Here is a 20,769-nt window from a genome sequence, read left to right on the forward strand (position 1 = left end):
TCTTGCTTTTGCAGTTTTACTTGTTCTATTCGCTGTAATTGCAACCTATGGGTTGTGGGGGCGCAGATGAATACAAGAGCCACGTTGAGGCGAATTTCCGCTATGGTGCTTGCCGGATTGGCTCGCGGCATTACCGGCGTGCGCCCGATCTGGCAAGGGTGCGCGCCTTCGGACCGGCAACGCATTTTCTTTGCGAACCATTGCAGTCATGGCGATTTCATTCTGCTTTCCTCCAGCCTGCCGCCACGCGAGCGACAGCGCACACGTGCTGTTGCCGGGGCCGATTACTGGAAACGGAATAAATTGCGGCACATTCTCGCCAAGGACTTGCTGAACACCGTGCTGGTTGACCGCAATTGGGTCGAGCGTTCGGAGGATCCAATGGTCGTCATGCTCGATGCATTGCAGGAAGGAAGCTCACTCATTGTCTTTCCCGAAGGCACGCGCAACATGACTGAGGAACCACTGCTGCGCTTCCGCTCCGGTCTCTATAATCTCGCCCTGGCGCGCCCGGACGTGGAACTTATTCCCTGCTGGATCGAAAATATGTCACGCGTCTTGCCGAAAGGCACCTTCCTGCCTGTCCCTCTCCTGTGCCGCGTTGTTTTCGGCACGCCGGTCGCACTTGAGCCGAATGAAGACCGGAAAGATTTTCTTCAAAGGGCGCGCCAATCTCTGCTCGAACTTTCGCCGGAACATCGGAAGGCGCTCAATCATGGCTGAAACGGTCTGGCTCTTTCTCGGTCTGCTCGGTGTACTGACGCTCGCCAGCGCCATTGCAACCATGCTTAGCTGGAAAAGCCGGCGCATGACGGAGGTCTTGCCTTCAACGCTCGTCAATCTCAACGCGCGCATCAAGGCATGGTGGATGATGATCGGCAGCATTTCCATCGCTTTTCTCTTCGGCAAAACTGGTGTGATTTTACTGTTCGCCTTTGTCTCTTTTGCCTCGCTGCGCGAATATGTGACACTCACCCATACGCGGCGTGGCGATCACTTTATTCTCATCGGCATGTTTCTCATCGTCATTCCCATCCAGTATTACCTTCTCTGGATTGAGTGGTACGGGCTCTATTCCATCTTTGTGCCCGTCTACTGTTTCCTTGCCATGCCTGCCTTGACCGCAATCTCGGGCGATACGGAGCGCTTTCTCGAACGCGTGAGCGAACAGCAATGGGGAATCATGCTGTCGGTTTACTGCATCAGTCACGTTCCGGCCCTGCTCACGCTTTCCATCCCAGGCTTTCAGGGCAAGGGATTGCTTTTGATCGCATTCCTGATCGTAACCGTTCAGGGGAGCGATGTGCTGCAATATGTGTTCGGTAAGCTTTTCGGCAAACACAAGGTTGCACCGAAAATCTCCCCCTCCAAAACCTGGGAGGGTCTGATCGGCGGCATTGCCAGCGCATCATTGCTCGGCGCATCGCTGACCTGGTTGACCCCGTTCACCGTCCTGCAAGCCGGGCTCATGGCGGGACTTGCCTGCATTATGGGATTCTTCGGCGGGCTCGTTGCTTCGGCGATCAAGCGCGACCGCGGCGTCAAGGATTGGGGACAAATGATCGAGGGGCATGGCGGCATGCTTGACCGGGCGGACAGCCTGATTTTTGCGGCCCCCATATTCTTTCACATCGTTCGCTATTTCTGGACAGCCTGAAGTAAACCCGCCGGTACGAGATCCTGCAGCAAATGGCCGGATCGCTGGTAGCCTCCCTGTGTGGAGTTGGAACTCGACGATAAGCTTTTAGCCCAACCGTACCCAGTTTATACCTTCGAGCACATAGGGAGCGAACAGGAAATCCCTGATCTCCATGATCCGGCTATCCGACCAACCGATCAGCACAAAATGTGCAGGTCTGTCCATCGGGCCGGTGCCGTCGAAGACAAGCATGGCCGACTGTCCTTCAACCGCGCCAAAGGCGAACCGCCATTTCGTCTCTTCCGCATAGCGCGTGAAATAAAGGCCGATCTTGTCACGCCCTTTCCATTGCAGGCGGTTTACCAGATCGAGCCTCACGTCATCGGCGAGCATAGCGCGAATTGCGTCGAAATCGCCGCTGCGAAACAGATGGACATAAGCGGTCATCTTCCGCCTGTCCGCATCGGACATCAGCGGTAGCCGGCTGTCTTCGGGCACCTGCGCGAGCTGCCGCAATGCGGTGCGCCCCCGCTGAAGCGCCGATTTGGCCGCAGCTGGCGTGCTGCCGGCAATCGTCGCGATCTCTTCAACCGAGTGGCCAAGGACATCCTTGAGGATCACGGCGCAGCGCTGAAGTTCGGGCAGCTGCAGAAACGTCTGAAAGCCGACGGCGACGATGTCCGTTTCAGGCATCGCCGCGGATTCCAGATCGTCGGTAAGCGGAACCACATTGCTGCGGGAACGCCGGCGCAGAAAATCCAGACTCGCGTTATGGGCGATACGGAGCAACCAGGCCTCGAGGTTTTCGACGATCGTACCCTCCGCATGTGCGCGCAGGGCCTTGATCAGGGTATCTTGCAGTACATCTTCGCCGTCCACGCTCGAACCGGTCATGCGTGCACAGTAGCGGTGAAGCCGTGGCCGCAGTGTATTCAGTCGATCCTCGAATTCGCCGGTATTCATGTGCCGAGACTTCCTGCGCTTACGCGCTCTACCCCACCATAGATTGCACACCGGCAGCGGCGAGACGTTTTCGGCAGATTAGCCGGTTGGGAAAGGATCTGTCTTCCACTTTCCTTTGGCAGCCTGTGTGGCGCGAACTCACTTGTGTCTACCTCACCGGCTTTCGCTCAGTACCGCCGAGCCCATGACCGAGTCCAAGCTCGCCAGCTCGATAATCTCCGGAAAATAGGCTGTCATGCGCGGATCGCTGCGCATTGCCTCGACGGCTGCCGGGTTTTCCCACTCGGAGTAGATAACAACGCTGGCTCCGTCCTTTGCCGCGATCAGGCGCGTTGTCTTCCAGCCGGGAAGCGTGCGGATCACTGCATCGGTGTTTTGCTTCAAAAGCGCGATCAACGCATCCTGCTTGCCGGGTTTGACCTTCAGCAGATTGATCAAAATAACGGATTGGTCGGACATGGCATGTCTCCTTCTGTTTCGTACACACCAAGGACGACCCGAAGCGTGAAAACGGATCGCGATACAAAAGATTTTTTTTGGAGCACCGCCTCCGTGGAACGCGCTTTGCCGGGTTTGCAACGCCAATCGCAATGGGCTGACGTCCTGAACTTGCGCCAAGGCCGGTTCCGGCATCAGGACCAGCATGATGCGTTCTCAATGTTCAAGGGCGGTCACTTCCGCCCTTGAACGGCAGTGTCAAGCGGCGGCCGCACGCGCGAGTGCCGCATCCTGTTCAGGGGTTCCACCGGACACCCCGATCGCGCCGATCAGCACACCATCCTCGCCAAACAGCGGGAGGCCTCCGCCCATCAATAGCAGCCCACCCGCATGGATGTGATCGAAATGCGGGACCGGCTCGCCCACCTGCAGCGGGGCATTCAACGCCTCGCTTGGTGCCTGGAACATCACAGAGGTGCGGGCCTTGGCGATCGCCAGCTCGTTCGATGCCAACCACGCACCATCCATGCGCGAGAAAGCGACAAGGTGTGCGCCAGAATCAAGGATTGCAAAGACCGCGTTCAGCCCGGCTTCCGTCGCAGCAGCGCGCCCGCGCGCCACAATCCGATGCGCGTGGTCGAGTGCCAGATCAGGCATCTTGTGTCCACTCCGTCTCCTGCCACTGCTTGGCCGCATCAATCGTCGCGCGCGGGCGCATTGTGCGGTACAGATGCTTGTCGGCAGGGATGATCTCCACCATTGCGTCGATCATCTCCTGCGGGTCGGCCTGTCCGGCCAGGCTTCCGCTGAAATCAGGCATCGGCACGACCGCCGTATCGGCGTCGTACCACTGGACGTAACTTTCCGCGCCGGTGTCGTTGAAGCCGGTGCCGAAGACGCCTGGGTTGACGGTGGCAACCTTGACACCATACGGCGCGAGCTCGGCCTTCATCGACCCGGCAATCGCCTCGATCGCGTGCTTGGTTGCGCAGTATGCGCCGAGGAACGGGACCACCAGGATGCCGCCCATTGACGAGGTCCAGACGATCTTCCCGGACTTTCGGGCCACCATCTTCGGCACAATGAGCTGGACCAACTGCAGGTGCCCGAACACATTGATGTCGAACGACTCGCGCACGCGCTGCATGGGAATGTCGGCGATGGATCCACCCTCCATGACGCCGGCATTGAGTACGAGAACGTCGGGGTCGAACGTGCCGGCGTGGGCAATGTCGATGCTGTCGAGCAGGTTCAGCTTGATCACGTCGAGGGTGACGCCCGCCTCGGCTGCGTCAGCGCGCAGGCTGCGAACCTGCGGCCAGGTTTCGGCAGCGGCAACCACCTCGTGGCCAAGGCGCGCCAGTTCAATCGCCGCACCGCGACCGAAACCGGAGCTGGCGCCTGTAATCAGTATCTTTTGGGGCATCTGTATTCCTTTGGATTGTTATTCCGGTCAATTTATGGAACACCCATTATCAAAACAATTCCATCAATGTTTGATACCCAAATGAAGAATGCTCATCAATTAAAGGGAGGCGATCTCTTCGCCTTCACCGTGTTCCTGGCGATTGCAACCCGCCGCAGTTTTCGCGGGGCTGCCACCGAGCTCGACATCACGCCATCAGCGGTCAGCCATTCGGTGAAGGCCCTTGAGCAGCGTCTGGGCATACGCCTGTTCAATCGCACGACCCGCAGCGTCTCCTTGACCGAGGCGGGGGAACGGCTCGCGGCAAAGCTGCGACCGGCAGTGTCTGCCATTGAAGAAGCCATGCGAGAAGTCGATGATCTGCGCCAAGTTCCCAGCGGAACCGTGCGAATCAACGCCAGCGAAGGCGCGATCCGTATGATCCTGCGGCCCATTCTCGCGCGCTTCCTGCGCGCCTATCCCCAAATTCACCTTGAAATCGTCAGCGATGGACGGCTTAGCAACATCGTCGCGGAGGGATTCGATGCCGGCATCCGGCTGGCCGAGGCCGTGCCGCAGGACATGGTGGCCGTTCCTCTCATTGATAGCGTACGCTTTGCGGCAGTCGCCTCGCCGGCATACCTCGCGGCCCGTGGCCGTCCGGCGTCCCCACAGGATCTTCACAGCCATGACTGTATTCGTTTCCGCTTTGAGAGCGGCGCGATCTACAATTGGGAATTTGAGCGCCACGGCAGCGTTGAAAAGATTAACATCGCGGGCCCCCTCACCCTGACTGACCAGCCACTGATGGTCGATGCCGCGATTGATGGTATCGGCATTGCCTTCGTGCCTGACCACCTCGTCACGGATGCATTGCGCGATGGTCGCCTTGAACGGGTCCTGGAGGATTGGTGTCCGCCCTTTCCTGGCCTGTGCCTTTACTACCCTGGCCATCGCCACGTCTCGGTGGGTCTGCGTGCCTTGATCGCCATGATCAAGGCCGGAAGATCATCGTCCCGGCCGATCCCTTGAATAAGGCCTGCCCGCTTTCTTTTGGCATTCACTGCCGCCGTTCCGTGAGATTCAGGTCTTGAACGGCCTTCACTTTGACCTTAAATTTGCCGGGATATAAATTTCACAGGATGTGCACAGCCATGGATTTTCACCCGACGACAAAGCTCACCAGCCTTGCCACCGGGAAAATCCGTATCCATGCCTGCTTCAATCGCACTGTCCAATATAACCTGGTCCACGCCTGACGGCCGCCGCCTGTTTTCAAACCTTGATCTCAATTTCGGGCCAGAACGGACCGGGCTTGTCGGCCGCAATGGCATCGGTAAAACTTCGCTGCTGCACCTCATCGACAGCACTTTGCATCCTCAATCGGGCAAGGTCACAGTCACCGGCACTTTGGGTATCCTGCGTCAAACGGTTGCGGTGAACCAAACCGAAACAATAGCCGGCGTGTTCGGAGTGACCGAGGCTCTCGATATTCTCCGGCGCGCGGAGATGGGGCAGGCAACCGCCGCCGACCTTGTCCGGGCCGATTGGACACTCAAAGCCCGTATGACGTTGGCCCTTGACCTCGTTGGATTGGATTCTGCACCCGACACCCGTCTTGCAACTCTGTCAGGCGGACAGCGCACGCGGGCCGGTCTTGCGGCACTGATCTTTGCCCAGCCGGATTTCCTCCTGCTGGATGAGCCGACCAACAATCTCGACCGGGAGGGACGCCGTGCCGTTCTTGATCTTCTCGCCAAATGGCGAACCGGAGCAATCGTAGTCAGCCATGACCGGGAGTTGCTTGAAGCAATGGACGCCATTGTCGAGTTGACTTCACTGGGCGCCAAACGATATGGCGGCAATTGGAGTTGCTATCGCGCCTGCAAGGCCGGTGAACTTGAGACGGCGCAGCGTGACCTTGCACAGGCAGATAGGCGGGTTGCCGAAATTGCCCGCGACGCGCAGATCATGATCGAGCGGAAGGCCCGCAAGGATAGTGCCGGCCGGAAGAAACGGGCCAAAGGCGACACACCGCGCATTCTTCTTGGGAAAAAGAAGAACCGCAGCGAGAATACGAGCGGCGGAAATGCCCGTTTGGTGGAAAGCCGAAGCACGCAAGCCTTGGAAGCCGCTGCGGCCGCGCGCAAACGCATTGAAGTCCTTCAGCCATTCTCTGTACAGCTCGCACCGACAGGCCTCGCACCGGATAAACCAGTATTGCAGATCGACGCCGTGAGGGTTGGTTATGAATCGGGCCCGCCGGTCCTGAGCGACCTATCATTTGCGATCATCGGGCCGGAGCGCATCGCCGTGACCGGGCCGAATGGCTCCGGCAAGACGACGTTTCTGGCGCTCGTTTCCGGCACACTGCCACCGATCTCCGGCACAGTCAGGGCCATGACCGACTTTGCCATGCTTGACCAGAAAGTCAGCGTCCTGGATCCTGCGTTGTCGATCCGCGACAATTTCCGCCGCCTCAACCCTGGCACAGACGAGAATTCCTGCCGGGCAGCGCTTGCACGCTTCATGTTTCGAGCCGATGCTGCATTGCAGGCCGTGGCCAGTTTGAGCGGCGGACAGGTGCTCCGTGCTGGTCTCGCCTGCACATTGGGCGGGCCAAAGACACCTTCCCTGCTCATCCTTGACGAACCGACCAACCATCTCGATATCGAGTCCATTGAAATCGTCGAAGCAGGCCTACGAGCTTATGACGGAGCACTGCTTGTCATAAGCCATGACGAAACGTTCCTCGCCAATATCAACATCACGCGTCGTTTTCGCGTACCCTCAAGCGCTTCCGCATGAGGTGTCGATTATCGTAACGAGTAACCAGTTTGCCATGCGGCAGATGGCGCGAACCGAACTCGTGCGGACGCTCTGCCAACATTTCCTTCCGATGGCGCAGGCTGAGATTGCACATCAGATACCATCGCACACATGAATGGATGGTAGACCCGTCAAAAATGGCGGCTTTGAGCTTTGAAAATGCCTGGCTCATGTGAAAGCCGGCAGAACACCGCCGCCATTATTGATTGGCAGAAGGTTTGCACCGCATCCCATTTGCGTGACATTGAAACGGAATGGTACAAACCTCCAATCGCCCAGCACAGATTTATTGTGGTGACGGCTCACCACTTAAGGGCATGGCCCACATAAAGTTGGTGACATCACCTCCATAACCCTTGCTGTAAATGAAAGGGCTATTGGCATCCGTTCTGTTTGATATTTCAGCCTTTATTTCGCTGTTACACGCAGCTGTTACGATGTCACCCTTTGAGTAGTTCGTCGTCCATTTAACTTTAAGGCACTGAGAATCAGAAGCTGGTCGCAGATTCGTGTTGTCGGCGGGCTTGCGTTCGCCGGCCTGAATCATACCATTGATGTAATAGTGGAATTGCTGTGTCTTCACATCCGGGCGTGGAGATGCACAGCTTTCCAGCTCGATAGAACTGTCTTTTTTTAACGACAGGCAGAGCTCTGTACCTGCGAATTTGATCGTATTTGTTTCCACGTCCCGGATCCAGGTTTGGGCAACGTCTCCATTACAGTAACCCAGTTCGACTTGCGTACCCGGTTGAGCTGTCTTGGATACCTGCCAGCACAAGGTGGAATTATGCTGTTTATTGCCCGCTCCATCGTTGAATTCAGGCGAATAATTATTCATGATAAGTCCACGCGGCTTCGGATGCTCAGGCTCCCCATCCCAAGACCGAGGAGTATTGCTAATTCGGTAAAGACGGCTGGCATGGGGAGGTAACTCATTAATGTTGATCCTATCCAACACGGACCAAAGAACCTCATCCTTGTTCTGCCAGACATCGTGAACAACGGCTCTGATATTTCCCGAAGAAGTATAACCAAGCTGTTCAAGTGAAACATCGAGCGACAGCAGCGGCGTGCTGCCTTTGTTAAGCACCACGACGGCCAAGCCGCCATACAAAAGGGGACGAGCAGCAATGACATAACCCTTATCCTGTTCTTGCGACGTCTCCTGGATGATGTAACCGCCAGCACCCAACTTGTCCTGGTCGATGGCAATTGCATCTTTGTTGCTTAGTATTTCAACAGAACTCTTGAGATGATCTTTGAGGGATTGACCGGTATTAAAATACTCTTGCTTTTCAAGCTTGCCGAAGTAAGCACCTCGAAGCTTTCGCATGTCTGAGCTGTCAATAAGCGGTGAGCCCAGAATGGCCCATAGGCTCATCTGGCTTTGTTCTTCATCCGAGGTGAGGCCATTATCGCCAATCATCAGATAATCGAGATCGTTCCAGTGGCCAGGAGCCGTGTATCGTCCAAGCAAAGCACCTTGGCGAAACGTGGCATAGACGCCAGCTTTACCAGAGCCGTCAATCGGTGAGGACCAGGGATGTGGGGAGGGTATCTTATCGGGGGACTTCTCTTGATAATCTCGATACGGATATTCCACAATATCCGATCCGATGCGAAGTTGGGGAACGCCATTGTTGCGAAGAAACTCCAGCCCATCATAGTATTGAGGATTGCCCATCTTGCCTCCACCAACACGATATGCCGGCGTTCCATCAAGAAACAGGATGGGCCTGCCGGTACTGGAACTGGCGGCTTTTAAGGCGGCGGCCATGGTTGCCGCTGCTTCCTCCGGATGATTTCGTGTTGCACAGTTGTCGTATTTGACGAAATCGACGCCCCATTTCGCGAATGCCGCAGCATCCGTCTTTTCAAAATAGCCGGATGCGGGCGGCCACCAATCTGTGCACTTCTCATCACCTTTTGACGAGTAGAGACCCACCTTCAATCCCATTGCATGAACATATTTTGTGTAGTTGGTCAGATCCGTGTCGAACCCCCTTTGTTTTTTCTCAGCGCCATAGAGATATGTGATGTGTTCCCAGCGGGGAGCCCCTTTCAAAGGCCCCGTCAACCCTTGCAGGAGCGATCGTGCCGTGGCGGCAATAGACACAGTAAGATTATTTCTCTTGGACTCTATGGTGTTGCTCACATTTTGAAGCAGTGCTTTTTCCTGAATTGATATGAAGTCAGTTCCCTCTGCAGCTTTCGTTTTATCCAATGCCCTTTTCAGTGGTACCAGTATTTCGTTATCCGGCACGTCAACATTCATCGTGCTTGCAGCCTGGAGAGCAGCTTTGAGCAGCGGATCAAAGTTTACCACAGGCTCGACCTTTTCCCGATCGAGCGCCTGCCAGCAATCATCGACGTTCAGATAGGTGTAACCAGCAGCGCTCAAACCGGATTCAACGAGAGACTGCGCCTGGTCCAGCATGAAATGCTGGAATGAATAGGGTTGTTCCTCTGTTGATGTGCCGGGACTAGGTTCGTTCAGGGGGGCGGGCATGCTGGTGCCTGCAGACGTCAGATCGGGCAGTTTGATAGCGGGCGACAGTTGCGTCTGCGGCATGCAGCCGAACCGAGTCCAGGTGGAAAAGCCCATAATGGGTTTAGCCAAGAGGTCCGCGGATGTGTTCTGCGCGGGAGTACCCTGACCCGAACCCATTTCTTTGGACCAGACGCTCGCTGTTCCGCTAAGACACATCGTGGAGGCTGTTAAAATAAAAACTGATATCTTGAAAATATTCATTTACTTCGCCTTTTCATTTAACCATGAAAGAACAAGAAGAGTACAAATAGCGATATGAAATTTTTTATCAGAATATGATCGTCGCTCCTTTCATCATATGTTGAGATAAATAAACCGGCTTCAAACTCAAGATCCCGACGGTTCAGCGAAGGGATACCGTGGTTGTCATGCTGGTTTTCCGATTTCCATTTCCTGTTGCCGCCGAACAGCTACCAGACAACGAGGATTGGCTTTCGAGCGTTGAACTGGGCGGCCAAGATACATTCTCAAATGTCTTCTAGAACATGCAGGTGGGAACCGGTCAGGCTGGCGCACTGAATCGGCGTGTCGATCAATTGAAATCTGAATTATTCAGGTATCGGGAACAGGAATGGTGTGGCTTGCATGGTCGCAGGGATAGAAACGCCCAACCGGTCCAATATCGTGGGGGCAAGCTGCAGTTGGTCAAGGACCGTATCAGTCCCAGACCCTTCTGCATCGCCGAAATAGTACAGGGCAAACTCCTGCATCCGACGGTCTCTCCCCCCGTGATGGCCGCGCAAGGTCTGCCCGTGATCCGCCGTTACGATCACTTCGTATCCGGCTGCTCGCCAGCGCGGAAGATAGGCCGCCAGCTGCGCGTCCAACAAATAGGCGGCATGATCCATTTCCGGTGTTTCATGCCCGAAACGATGCCCCATCGAATCCAGCGTACAGGTATGCAGGATTCCATAGTCCACCGAATAACGCTCGATCAGCATTGTCAGCGTTGCAAACAGGTCATCGTCGCTGGGCGTCATTTGATTGGCTGAATTATAGCCTGACATGGAATGAAAGCGCCCATGATGGATTGGCCCTTCCGCATTGTCACACTCGATATCCCTGACCGGATCGAACGGATGCCGCTGGAAAAATTCCGACCAGAAGGAGTGAGTAACGGCGGCGGTTATGCCGCCCGCTTTCGAGACTTCGGAGAAAATATCCGGTTGGGAAACCCTGAACCTGATATCGTTGGAGAGTATGCCGTGCACCTGAGGCGGAACCCCGGTATGAATAGAGGCATAACAACTGGCTGAGGTGGATGGCAGCACGGAGCGCATGGTCCATACACGCGCCTCGCCCGACTGCACCCAGCCCTCCAGATTGCCGAAAAGAGATCGCCAGTTCTCGTAGGGTACCCCATCGAGAACGATGAGCAGGAGTTTCGACCTGACTGTCATTATGTCTCCCTCAGGCCGCAAGCCAGCATTCACTCAGCGCGTATCCGTCCATCAATTCTCCTTGCCTGCTTTTGACAAATCCCCCCACCTTGACTGACGTGGCGTCGATAATCTGATTGAAGAATGGTACAATCAACCCGCCTTCGTTACGGATCAACACCGCCATATCCCGGTAAATTTGCTTGCGCTTGCCTTCGTCAAGCTCGGCGCGGGCAGCGAGTGTCATCTTGTCGAAAGCCTCGTTCTTGAACCGGGTATCATTCCAGTCCGCACTCGATATATATCCGGTAGAATACATCTGGTCCTGTGTCGGACGGCCACCCCAATATGACAATGAAAACGGCTGCTTGTTCCAGACCTCGGACCAGTAGCCATCGCCTGGCTCGCGTTTGATTTCGATCTTGATGCCCGCCTTGGCGCAACTTTGCTGATACAACTGCGCCGCATCAACGGCACCGGGAAATGCAACATCCGACGTCCTTAAAACGATGGGGCCGGAGTGGCCGGATTTTTTATAGTGGGATGCGGCCATATCCGGATCAAACCGGCGCTGTTCGATATCGTCGGAAAACAACGGATAGGCTTCATTGATTGGAAAATCATTTCCCACCGAACCATAGCCTCTCAGAACCTTGTGAAGCAAATCTTCGCGGTCCATCGCCAGCTTGAGCGCCATTCGCAAATCGTTGTTGCCGAATGGCGCGGTATCGCAAAACATGTTGAACGGATAAAAACCCCGGCCGGACACGTTCTCAATCTTTATGGCTGGTACCCGCTTGATCAGATCGACCACTTTTGGCTCGACGCGATTGACTATATGCACCTGGCCGCTTTGCAACGCTGCCATCCTTGCCGTTGCGTCGTTGATGACTAATGATTTCGATCTGGTCGGCATGTGCAGCCTTGCCGGCGCGCCAGTAATTGGCAAAACGTTCGCCGCCGTGCCGCACGCCCGGCTGATTGACCGCAATCTTATAGGGGCCTGCAGAAATGCCCTCAGCGGGATTGTCCTTTCCGCCATTGGGTTGAATGACAAGATGATAGTCAGCCATCAGATAAGGGAAATCGGCGTCGGACACCGCCAATGAGATAATGACATCGTTACCCGCCGCCTTGATTCCGGTGATATTCTTGAGAATACCAAATGCTCCCGATTTAGAGCCTGCACTTGCATGGCGCTCAAGCGTAGCGGCCACATCGCCGGCGGAAACGGTTTTCCCATTATGAAATTCAATGTCACGGCGGACTTTGACGGTCCAGGTCTTCCCGTCACTGGATGGATTGATTTCTTCGGCGATCCGATTTTCAAGACCACCCTCCGGTGTCAGCCTTACAAGAAACTCCCCCCACTGCTTGCAGAACAGAAAGGGCACCTGCGACGAGTTTAGAGCTGGATCAAGGCTATCGGTCGATTGGCCGCCTTGCATCCCTGCCTTCAGAAGCCCTCCCCTGATTGGTGCACCAATATTCGCTGTGCCTGCATAAGCTGATCGGCCAAGCAGCATGCCTGCGCCCGCAACCAAGGCGCACTCCATGAACTGCCGTCGATCCATATCTTTTTTTGCTGTGAATATGCGCGGGAAATCGAATTTGTCTTGCATATGAATACCTTTAAAAAATGGGCGACGGCATCAAATGGCACCGGCGCGGTCCGTGAAAAAAATAAAAAATCAATCATAAAATTCTGTAATTGCAGTGTTTTATATGAGTAATGGGCGGCGTGCAACATTTATGACGCTTTCGACAGCGCGTCGGCAAACGTGGCCTTTGAAGCCATCAGGGATACGCTCGCCGCAACCGCTGGACAGAGCTATGCAATGTGTCACGAACCCCAGGTCGATCCTGGCAGCGCGTCAAGCGGGATCTTCAGATAACGCCGCCCATTTTCCTCAATCCGGGGCAGTTCCCCTGCGCGGATATTGACCTGCAGCGCATGCAAAATGAGCTTCGGCATTGGCAACGTCCTGTCGCGGGCCTCTCGAAGCAAGACGAAATCCTTCTCTGACAGACCGGCAACATGCGGATTTCTCTCCTTCTGCTCCGCTATCGAACTCTCCCACTGCGCCGGGCGCCCTCCTGGCATATAATCATGCCCGGTGAAGAGGCGGGTGTGGCCGGGCAAGCTCAGAATGGCCTGGATCGATTGCCATAGCTTGGCTGCACTGCCGCCTGGAAAATCTGCGCGGGCCGAGCCGCTGTCGGGCATAAAAAGCGTGTCGTGAATGAAGGCTGCATCGCCAATGACATAGCTGATCGATGCCAATGTGTGGCCTGGCGCGTGCATCACGCGCACCTCCAGCTCGCCAATGCGGAACGCCTCGCCATCGGAAAACAGCCGATCCCATTGCGAACCGTCGCAGGCAAGATCCGGGCAGTTATAGATCTGTTGCCAGATCTGCTGCACCTGCTTCACATGCTCGCCGATCGCTGTCGGCGCACCCGTGCATGACTTAAGATAGTGTGCAGCCGAAAAATGATCCGCATGCGGATGGGTATCCAGAATCCACGCGAGCTTCAGATCGCGGCTATGGATATAATCGAGAATATTGTCGGCGTTTGTCGTTGCCGTCGAGCCAGACTTCTCGTCAAAATCGAGCACCGGATCGATGATTGCGCAGTTGCGCGTATTCGGGCATGCAACAACATATTGGATGCTGCCTGTGCGCACATCGTGGAATCCAGTGACGTCAGGCCTCTGCATAGGCGATACCTTCCTTGGCTGCGACTCGTGGAAAGAATATTGCCCGGCTCGGATCGACGTCATAGTCGGCCTCGAAGGCCGGTGCATCGGCTGCAATCTGCGCCACCGCGTCGAGAATGAACTGTACCTTGTCATCCGGCAGCAGAACGCTGAAATTCAGCCGGATGAACCCGGGCTTCCTGATTTCCTCACCGGAAAGAATGGCTTGTCTTATCTCCTCGGACTCCTGATCATCGATCGACAGCAGCCGGTGCACGTAAGGTCCGGCACAGGCGCAACCGCCGCGAGCCTGGATGCCAAACCGGTCGCTCAGCATGCGCGTGATCAACTGCTGGTGGACATAGCCGCCCTTTCCGTTTTTCACCCGGAACGAAAAAATCGGCAGGCGATCTGGCTCGCACAGGCCGAGGAGCTCCAGTTGCGGTATGCCTTCCCAGGCGCGCAATGCACGCTGTACAAGCTCGCGGTTGCGCGTGACCATCGCATCAAGCCCGATCGCATCCTTGACGATGAATGCCAGCGCGGCCCGTATGTCGCCAATCACATTCGGCGTGCCTGCTTCCTCGCGGGCCTCAAGACTATCGCTGTAATCATGCGTGCGCGGCGACACAAATTTCACCGTCCCGCCCCCCGGCCAAGACGGCTTTTCCGTCGAAAGTGCGTCGCGGCGAAGGATCAATATTCCGCTGGCACCAGGACCGCCGATGAACTTGTGCGGCGATACAACAATGGCGTCGATCTCTGCATGCGGCGCGGGCGACATGGCAATCGGCACATAGGGACCCGCGCCCGCATAATCCCAGACCATCTTTGCACCGGCCGCCTTCACCATCGCGGTGATCGTCGCAACATCGCTGGTAATGCCCGTGATGTTCGATGCCGCAGACAGTGTGCATATCGTCAGATCCGGCGATCCGTCGAGGAGCGCCGCCTGGAGAAGCGACAGGTCAGGTCCTCCGGATGGATGCTCGGCGATTTCAACGATCTCAGCCCCGCTTTCCCGCCAGGGCAGAATGTTGGAGTGATGCTCGTAGGGACCGATAATGATCCGGGCGCGCTTGCCCGCCGCAGCGGCTTCAGCAACGCCGAACAGCTTGACGAGACGGTTGATCCCCGCCGTTGCACCGGATCCGGTGAAGATCACGGCGTGCCCTTCGTTGGCTCCGCAGAACTCACCAATCAGTGCGCGCGCTTCCCGCCGCATCCGGGTCATGAAGCCACCGCAATAGGAGGCTTCCGTGTGGCTGTTGGCGTAATAGGGGAGCACCTCCTCCAGGATGAAGCGCTCGATCTGGTGGAGTGCGCGGCCGGATGCGACATAGTCGGCGTAAACCAGGTCTCTTTCCCCATAAGGCCCGATGATTTTCGCGTTCGCCCCGACGAGCCCGTCGCGCAGAGCACCCGTCACGCCGACGTTTTTCAGACTCTGGCGGAACTTGGAAAGAGGCGTTTCGCTCCGTCCTATCGCTGGGCGAATGGCATCCATGATCATTCTCCTCGACTTGGATATTGACACAGATTGTAATCTGCTACACGTTCAAAAACTCACTTATTTTCTGCCATTTTTTCCAAAAGACGTGTCAAATGATCGATGATCTGAAAAAAATTGATGTATTTGATATGAAAATTTTGACCGCCATGCAGATCGACGCGAACCGCTCGCAGCGCGATCTGGCGGAAAAGGTCGGCCTGTCTCAAAATGCCTGCTGGCGGCGGCTGCAGCGCCTCCACTCTCTCGGCCTGATATGTGGATCGCACAGTGTTATCGATCTCGAGGCGCTGGGGCTCGACCTGACCGTCTTCGTGATGATCCGCACCCGCCACCATTCCAAAGAGTGGAGTGAGGGTTTCCGTGCCCATGTTGAGCGGTTGCCGGAGGTGATTGATTTCTATCGAATCGGCGGAGAATGGGACTATCTGATCAAGGTCGTGACAAAAGGCATGTCCGGCTACGATGCGTTCTACCAGAAATTGATCACGAATTTCGACCTTGCAACGGTCACCGGCTTCTTTTCGATGGAAGCGATCATCAACAATCGTCCGGTGGATCTCAGCCGACTGCGGTGAACCCGCATCGGGGTGTCCACGCTTTTTGCTCACGCGATTTTCAGTGCCGTTAAACCAGCCAAAATTAACTTTCTGTTAACCATTAGCCGCCTATACCCGCGGAACGAAAAATTAACCTAGATGAACAAAGTGCTAACAGATTCTCAGCCAATTCGCCTTAAAGGCCGCTCGTTTCTTGCCCTCGTGCTTTCGCCCGAAGCACCAATCGATCGTTGGCTTGTCCAATTGGACGACCTCGCATCGCGTTCTGCAGGCTTTTTCCTCGGCAAGCCGATCGTTCTCGACATTGAGAATCTGCAGACCGACCGTGCGCAGCTGACGCTTTTGATCGAAGAGCTTGCCAGGCGCGGGGTATCGATCATGGGCATCGAAGGCGCACGCCCGTCGCTGCTTGCGCCCGGCATGCCACCCGCAATGAGGGGTGGGAAATCAGCAACCGATTTCCAAGCGCCGGCAGCAAAAACAGCCATTGAACCGCGTGGCGGAAATGCCCAGCCTTCCGCAGCTTCTGTAAATGCTTCCGGCGCTGCTCCGCTTCGCGTGATGCCGTCGATCATCATCAAAGAGCCTGTGCGATCGGGACAGTCTGTGATTTTCCCCGAGGGTGATGTGACAATCATCGGATCGGTTGCATCGGGCGCTGAAGTCGTCGCCGGCGGTTCTATCCATGTCTATGGCACGCTGCGGGGCCGGGCCATGGCCGGATCGGCCGGTAACGCCACGGCGCGCATTTTTTGCCGCAAGCTTGAAGCGGAACTGTTGGCCATAGACGGCCTCTACAAGACAGCCGAGGACTTGGAACCGCGGCTGAAAGGGAAAGCTGTGCAGTTGTGGCTCGAGGGAGACACCATACTGGCAGAGGCATTTGGTTGAATCAGGGCTCGCGGAAGGTAGGAAAAACATGGGAAAAGTGATCGTAGTGACCTCGGGCAAGGGGGGTGTTGGTAAAACAACGTCAACCGCCGCGCTTGGCGCGGCACTCGCGCAGCGCAACGAGAGGACGGTCGTCATCGATTTCGATGTGGGCTTGCGGAACCTTGATCTGGTCATGGGCGCGGAGCGTCGCGTGGTCTTTGATCTGGTGAATGTTATCCAGGGCGATGCCAAACTGCCGCAGGCCCTCATTCGCGACAAGCGGCTCGATACGCTCTTCCTGCTGCCCGCATCGCAAACCCGCGACAAGGACAACCTCACGGCAGAGGGTGTCGAGAAGGTCATCGAAGATTTGAAGAAATCGTTTGATTGGATCATTTGCGACAGTCCGGCCGGCATTGAACGCGGTGCGACACTCGCGATGCGCCATGCCGACATTGCAGTCGTGGTCACGAACCCGGAAGTCTCCTCGGTTCGGGATTCAGACCGGATCATTGGCCTTCTCGACTCAAAGACGCTCAAAGCCGAACGCGGCGAGAGAATGGAGAAACATCTCCTCTTAACCCGCTACGATGCAAACCGGGCGGAACGAGGCGATATGTTGAAGGTGGAAGACGTTCTCGAAATTCTATCCATTCCGCTGCTTGGTATCATTCCTGAAAGCCAGGATGTCTTGCGCGCATCCAACATCGGTTCGCCGGTAACCCTGGCTGACAAGGATAGCGCACCGGCTTTGGCCTATATGGATGCCGCGCGGCGCCTTGCCGGCGAAACGATCCCTGTTACCATTCCCAGTGAAAAGCGCGGTTTGTTGGGCAAAATATTCCGGCGGAGGGCAGCATGAGTATTTTCCGTTTCTTCAACAAGCAAGCCTCAGCGCCCAAGGCGCGTGAGCGTCTGCAAATCTTGCTCGCCCATGAGCGCGCATCGCAGGGGCATTCCGATCTGGTCCTTGTGTTAAGGGAAGAAATTCTGGCCGTTGTCACGCGGCACATACAAATCGATCGCGAAAAAGTTCGCGTTACAATGAACAGTGATGATCAGGTCTCGATGCTGGAGGTTGATATCGAGATTCCATTGAAAGCCGGAGTTCGGGCTGCTTAGTGAATACATGCCAAGGGGTCGGGGCAAACGTCAAACCAGTGGATGAAGGAGACGAATATGAACCGGGTTGCACTTCTTGAACGGCTGAAGGAACTTCAGCGCATGCCAAAATTTCAAAAGCGCGATATTTGCACGGTCAGTGCGTTCCTGCCAATCGATGCGCTGGCCAAACATGTGGCTCTGTGTGAAGAAGCTATCGGCACCAAACAGGCGAGCAGCGAACAAGCCCGTCCGTAGGTATTGTCCATGCACGGTTTGGCCTGTGTGGATTGAGGCAGTTGCCTCAATCCACCGTCGCACCACAGCCGGTACCTCTCTGCGGCGCATAGCATAGTGACTATCCCTCGGGGTCCCGATGCGGCTCTTGCGAGGTTGTCAGGTTGTACGCCCGCTCGACTTTCGCGACCCGAACTTCAAAATGAGAATACCACTCTTTGCGTCCCCGCATTCGCGCATCGGCATGCTTGGCGAAGCTGGATGAAGACATGAGGTTCGGTTCCGCAATATTTTCAGGTGTGCGTCAGGCTGTTCGCATCGATCTAAATCCACGGATGATCAAAAGCACACTGCCGACAACCGTAAGCCAGCCAAAGACATCACCGAATAGCGCATAGAGCGTTGTACCGTCCCGCAATCCAAGCTTGGCGGACAAGACCACCGCCTCGTCTTTAGCAGTGGCTTTCTCTGCTACTATCTCGCCATATGCATCGCTGACGGTGAGCAAGCCATTGGCCGCCGCGCGTACAACCGCAAAGCCATTTTCTACACCGCGCACGACTGCCATGCGGGCGTGCAATCGCGCATCGGCCCTGAAATCCCATGCCGGAACCAGCATCAACTGAACGCCGCGCCGGCCATAATCCCGAATAGCCGCGGCAAAATCCATGTCCTTGCAGATTGCGATGCCGGTGCTCCCGATGATGAGGTTCTCCGTTCCAGATACGAACTCGCTCTCAAGACCCGGTATCAGCCTGCGCTTGAGGTAGCGCCCGTTTTGCTGCATTGGCTGATAGAACTCAGCGGTATTGGCATGATGTCCATCCGCCAGGGTCTCATTGAAACCTGCGACGACGGAGATGCCATACTGTTCTGCCGCGCTCCGTATCAGGGTGCCTGTGTCACTCCAGCCGGGTTTGCGGATCAGGCTTTTCTCGGGAAGGACGATAATATCGGGGCGCGTACCGGCGGAGGTATCGATCAGGTCCGCATAGGCCTTCGCATTCCGCAGGGCTGTTGGTTCGTCTCTGACGTCGTCATCCTGCAATGCGTCAACGGCGATCAAAGAGACAGCCACTTGCCGGTCATAGCCATGTTCCATCCGGACTGCGCCAAATATCAAGACGACAATCAATGGTGCCCCGGCAAGGAGTGCCGTATGTCCGCGGGAACGCGGAGAGATGATGAATAAGGTCCCGGCCATTGGCACAAGCGAGCCGATGAACGTTAGGGCGGCAATACCCCCGACGCTGGCAGCCTGTACAAGGATGGGAAGATCAATCAAGGCATAACCGAGCGATCCGAAGCTGCCGTGAGGCGAGACAAGATTGAACAGGAACTCGCTTGCCGTGGAGAATACCGGATAAGCCAGCAGAGCCATCCAGAGCGAAGCGGAGCGGTAGAGCCAGCGTGTCAGCAGCACGGTGCCCATAAACCAAAGCGGCAGGAAGATTATCCAAAGAATGAGCACAGCCGGCGGAATCACGGTGATATAAGTCAGGATCAATCCAAGCCGGCCAAGTGTACCCGCCAAAAAGGACAAGACAGCGATCCACACCACACGCTCTGCTGTCAAAGCGTAAGCCAGCCATGGAATGGGCGCTATCAGCACGAGAGGGCCAAACGGTCCCGTATCGCGCGAAGCCCAAAACAGCAATCCTGTTGTCGCGGCTGCGGCAATGCCAAGATATGGATGGTCCTTTCTGATCATGATGAGCGTGCCGGTGTTCCCTCGCCCGCCGTCGCATCGTTGAGCATGCGATCAACAGACCGGTTTATGAGAGCCAAAAAGGCGGGGCGTTCCATGGCAAAACGCCCCGAGCGGTGCAACAAAGCGAGCCCATGCAATTCTGCCCAATAGAAGAGCGCGAACTCCAGGGGGTTTCCCGCCCTCAATCGGCTTTCCGCCTGCGCAATGGCGATGCGCTCTGTCACCATTGCGATAACCGGCGATAGTCCTGCTTCAAAGTCCTTGGGGTAGAGCCTTTCCACGCGGGTCCGTATGACAAAGCAGGCATCGAAGTGAGCTGGTTCATCAAGCGCAAACTCGATATAGGCCTGTCCCACTCGTCGCAGCCAATACAGCGCGCCTTGCTCCCTGATGGCTTCGACACGTCGCAGCCATGTTGCGAAGGCCGCTTCGCCTGCTGCAAACAGAAGTTCTTCCCGGTTGCCAAAATAGCGATAGATGGCCATCGGGGTGATGCCGGCGGCAACCGCGACGGCTCGCAAACTAAACCCCTGCGCCCCGGCACGGGCCAGTTCATTCAGTGCACAGTCAAGGATACGTTGTTTTACACTCATCGACGCTCTTTCCGTCACGAATATACACTGTATACTAAGATGTCACGGGCGTTCAATAGGGATGATTCAGAAGCAGGAAGAGCCGCCTTACCCTTGAATTCGGCAAGCCTGCTATTTCAGGAAATTTCAGGCCGGCAGGTCCAGTTGGACCAAAGCGAAAAGATACCATAGCCAGAGAGCGATTGTGACCATGCCCACAATAAGGAAGAGGTACCTTAGGCTTCTGCTACAGACTATTGCCGCCCAAACGCAAATCAATGCAGCTATCGGTAGCAAAAA

General features: G+C 56.0%; 19 protein-coding genes and 1 pseudogene. 9 read left to right on the plus strand and 11 right to left on the minus strand.

Annotation, left to right across the window (positions count from 1 at the left end):
* Positions 1–66 precede the first annotated feature (66 nt).
* Positions 67–723: a lysophospholipid acyltransferase family protein gene (locus tag ACTJJ7_RS06835; RefSeq protein WP_440966196.1), complete on the plus strand. Its 657-nt coding sequence runs from the start codon at positions 67–69 to the stop codon at positions 721–723.
* Positions 716–1,657: a phosphatidate cytidylyltransferase gene (locus ACTJJ7_RS06840; RefSeq protein WP_440966198.1), complete on the plus strand. Its 942-nt coding sequence runs from the start codon at positions 716–718 to the stop codon at positions 1,655–1,657. Before ACTJJ7_RS06835 ends, ACTJJ7_RS06840 begins: the two co-directional genes overlap by 8 nt.
* 87 nt (positions 1,658–1,744) lie before the next feature.
* On the opposite strand, the gene ACTJJ7_RS06845 is transcribed toward ACTJJ7_RS06840, so the two are convergent.
* From ACTJJ7_RS06845 to ACTJJ7_RS06860, 4 genes are all read right to left on the minus strand, one after another.
* Entirely contained in the window at positions 1,745–2,602 is an 858-nt protein-coding gene (locus tag ACTJJ7_RS06845) for a sigma-70 family RNA polymerase sigma factor (protein ID WP_440966199.1), read from the minus strand.
* A 153-nt stretch (positions 2,603–2,755) separates the two neighbouring features.
* A complete protein-coding gene (locus ACTJJ7_RS06850) occupies positions 2,756–3,247 on the minus strand; it encodes a putative quinol monooxygenase (RefSeq protein WP_440966201.1) in 492 nt (163 codons plus the stop codon).
* 51 nt (positions 3,248–3,298) lie between these two features.
* Complete coding sequence (locus ACTJJ7_RS06855) at positions 3,299–3,697, minus strand: GlcG/HbpS family heme-binding protein (RefSeq protein ID WP_105734781.1); 399 nt, start codon at positions 3,695–3,697, stop codon at positions 3,299–3,301.
* The gene (locus tag ACTJJ7_RS06860) at positions 3,690–4,466 is read right to left on the minus strand and encodes an SDR family oxidoreductase (protein ID WP_440966203.1); all 777 of its coding nucleotides are present in this window, start codon (positions 4,464–4,466) and stop codon (positions 3,690–3,692) included. Before ACTJJ7_RS06860 ends, ACTJJ7_RS06855 begins: the two co-directional genes overlap by 8 nt.
* A 66-nt stretch (positions 4,467–4,532) precedes the next feature.
* On the opposite strand from ACTJJ7_RS06860, the gene ACTJJ7_RS06865 reads away from it, so the two are divergent.
* Both ACTJJ7_RS06865 and ACTJJ7_RS06870 read left to right on the plus strand, forming a co-directional pair.
* A complete protein-coding gene (locus ACTJJ7_RS06865) occupies positions 4,533–5,477 on the plus strand; it encodes a LysR substrate-binding domain-containing protein (RefSeq protein WP_440966204.1) in 945 nt (314 codons plus the stop codon).
* A gap of 180 nt (positions 5,478–5,657) precedes the next feature.
* Positions 5,658–7,253, plus strand: a complete 1,596-nt coding sequence (locus ACTJJ7_RS06870; RefSeq protein WP_440966206.1) for an ABC-F family ATP-binding cassette domain-containing protein — start codon at positions 5,658–5,660, stop codon at positions 7,251–7,253.
* A 307-nt stretch (positions 7,254–7,560) separates the two neighbouring features.
* On the opposite strand, the gene ACTJJ7_RS06875 is transcribed toward ACTJJ7_RS06870, so the two are convergent.
* The 5 genes and pseudogenes from ACTJJ7_RS06875 to ACTJJ7_RS06895 form a co-directional block, all read right to left on the minus strand.
* Positions 7,561–10,026: a ricin-type beta-trefoil lectin domain protein gene (locus tag ACTJJ7_RS06875; protein WP_440966207.1), complete on the minus strand. Its 2,466-nt coding sequence runs from the start codon at positions 10,024–10,026 to the stop codon at positions 7,561–7,563.
* A gap of 347 nt (positions 10,027–10,373) precedes the next feature.
* Positions 10,374–11,225: an alkaline phosphatase family protein gene (locus ACTJJ7_RS06880; RefSeq protein ID WP_440966208.1), complete on the minus strand. Its 852-nt coding sequence runs from the start codon at positions 11,223–11,225 to the stop codon at positions 10,374–10,376.
* Between the two features lie 10 nt (positions 11,226–11,235).
* Positions 11,236–12,826 (minus strand): annotated as a pseudogene (locus ACTJJ7_RS06885) (ABC transporter substrate-binding protein).
* 221 nt (positions 12,827–13,047) lie between these two features.
* Complete coding sequence (locus tag ACTJJ7_RS06890) at positions 13,048–13,926, minus strand: MBL fold metallo-hydrolase (RefSeq protein WP_440966289.1); 879 nt, start codon at positions 13,924–13,926, stop codon at positions 13,048–13,050.
* Entirely contained in the window at positions 13,913–15,412 is a 1,500-nt protein-coding gene (locus tag ACTJJ7_RS06895) for an aminotransferase class V-fold PLP-dependent enzyme (RefSeq protein ID WP_440966209.1), read from the minus strand. Before ACTJJ7_RS06895 ends, ACTJJ7_RS06890 begins: the two co-directional genes overlap by 14 nt.
* Before the next feature lie 98 nt (positions 15,413–15,510).
* Here ACTJJ7_RS06895 and ACTJJ7_RS06900 point away from each other — a divergent pair, with 98 nt between their 5' ends.
* From ACTJJ7_RS06900 to ACTJJ7_RS06920, 5 genes are all read left to right on the plus strand, one after another.
* Complete coding sequence (locus ACTJJ7_RS06900; RefSeq protein WP_105734775.1) at positions 15,511–15,993, plus strand: Lrp/AsnC family transcriptional regulator; 483 nt, start codon at positions 15,511–15,513, stop codon at positions 15,991–15,993.
* A gap of 120 nt (positions 15,994–16,113) precedes the next feature.
* Complete coding sequence (gene minC / locus ACTJJ7_RS06905; protein ID WP_440966211.1) at positions 16,114–16,866, plus strand: septum site-determining protein MinC; 753 nt, start codon at positions 16,114–16,116, stop codon at positions 16,864–16,866.
* Positions 16,867–16,894: 28 nt separating this feature from the next.
* Entirely contained in the window at positions 16,895–17,710 is an 816-nt protein-coding gene (gene minD / locus ACTJJ7_RS06910; protein ID WP_105734773.1) for a septum site-determining protein MinD, read from the plus strand.
* Positions 17,707–17,970 (plus strand): cell division topological specificity factor MinE, encoded by a 264-nt coding sequence (gene minE / locus ACTJJ7_RS06915; protein WP_105734772.1) that lies wholly within the window; start codon positions 17,707–17,709, stop codon positions 17,968–17,970. The genes minD and minE overlap by 4 nt, the downstream gene beginning before the upstream one ends.
* 57 nt (positions 17,971–18,027) lie before the next feature.
* Positions 18,028–18,207 carry a hypothetical protein gene (locus tag ACTJJ7_RS06920; protein WP_130272530.1) on the plus strand — a complete coding sequence of 60 codons (180 nt, stop codon included), beginning with the start codon at positions 18,028–18,030 and terminating at the stop codon, positions 18,205–18,207.
* 283 nt (positions 18,208–18,490) lie between these two features.
* Here ACTJJ7_RS06920 and ACTJJ7_RS06925 read toward each other — a convergent pair whose 3' ends face one another.
* Together ACTJJ7_RS06925 and ACTJJ7_RS06930 are read right to left on the minus strand one after the other, a co-directional pair.
* Positions 18,491–19,897, minus strand: coding sequence for a nitrilase-related carbon-nitrogen hydrolase (locus tag ACTJJ7_RS06925; RefSeq protein ID WP_440966214.1), 1,407 nt, complete (start codon positions 19,895–19,897; stop codon positions 18,491–18,493).
* A complete protein-coding gene (locus tag ACTJJ7_RS06930; protein ID WP_440966216.1) occupies positions 19,894–20,508 on the minus strand; it encodes a TetR/AcrR family transcriptional regulator in 615 nt (204 codons plus the stop codon). The genes ACTJJ7_RS06925 and ACTJJ7_RS06930 overlap by 4 nt, the downstream gene beginning before the upstream one ends.
* Between the last annotated feature and the right edge of the window lie 261 nt (positions 20,509–20,769).

This window comes from Phyllobacterium sp. 22229 (assembly GCF_052056495.1).
GTDB classification, from domain to species: Bacteria; Pseudomonadota; Alphaproteobacteria; order Rhizobiales; family Rhizobiaceae; genus Phyllobacterium; species Phyllobacterium myrsinacearum.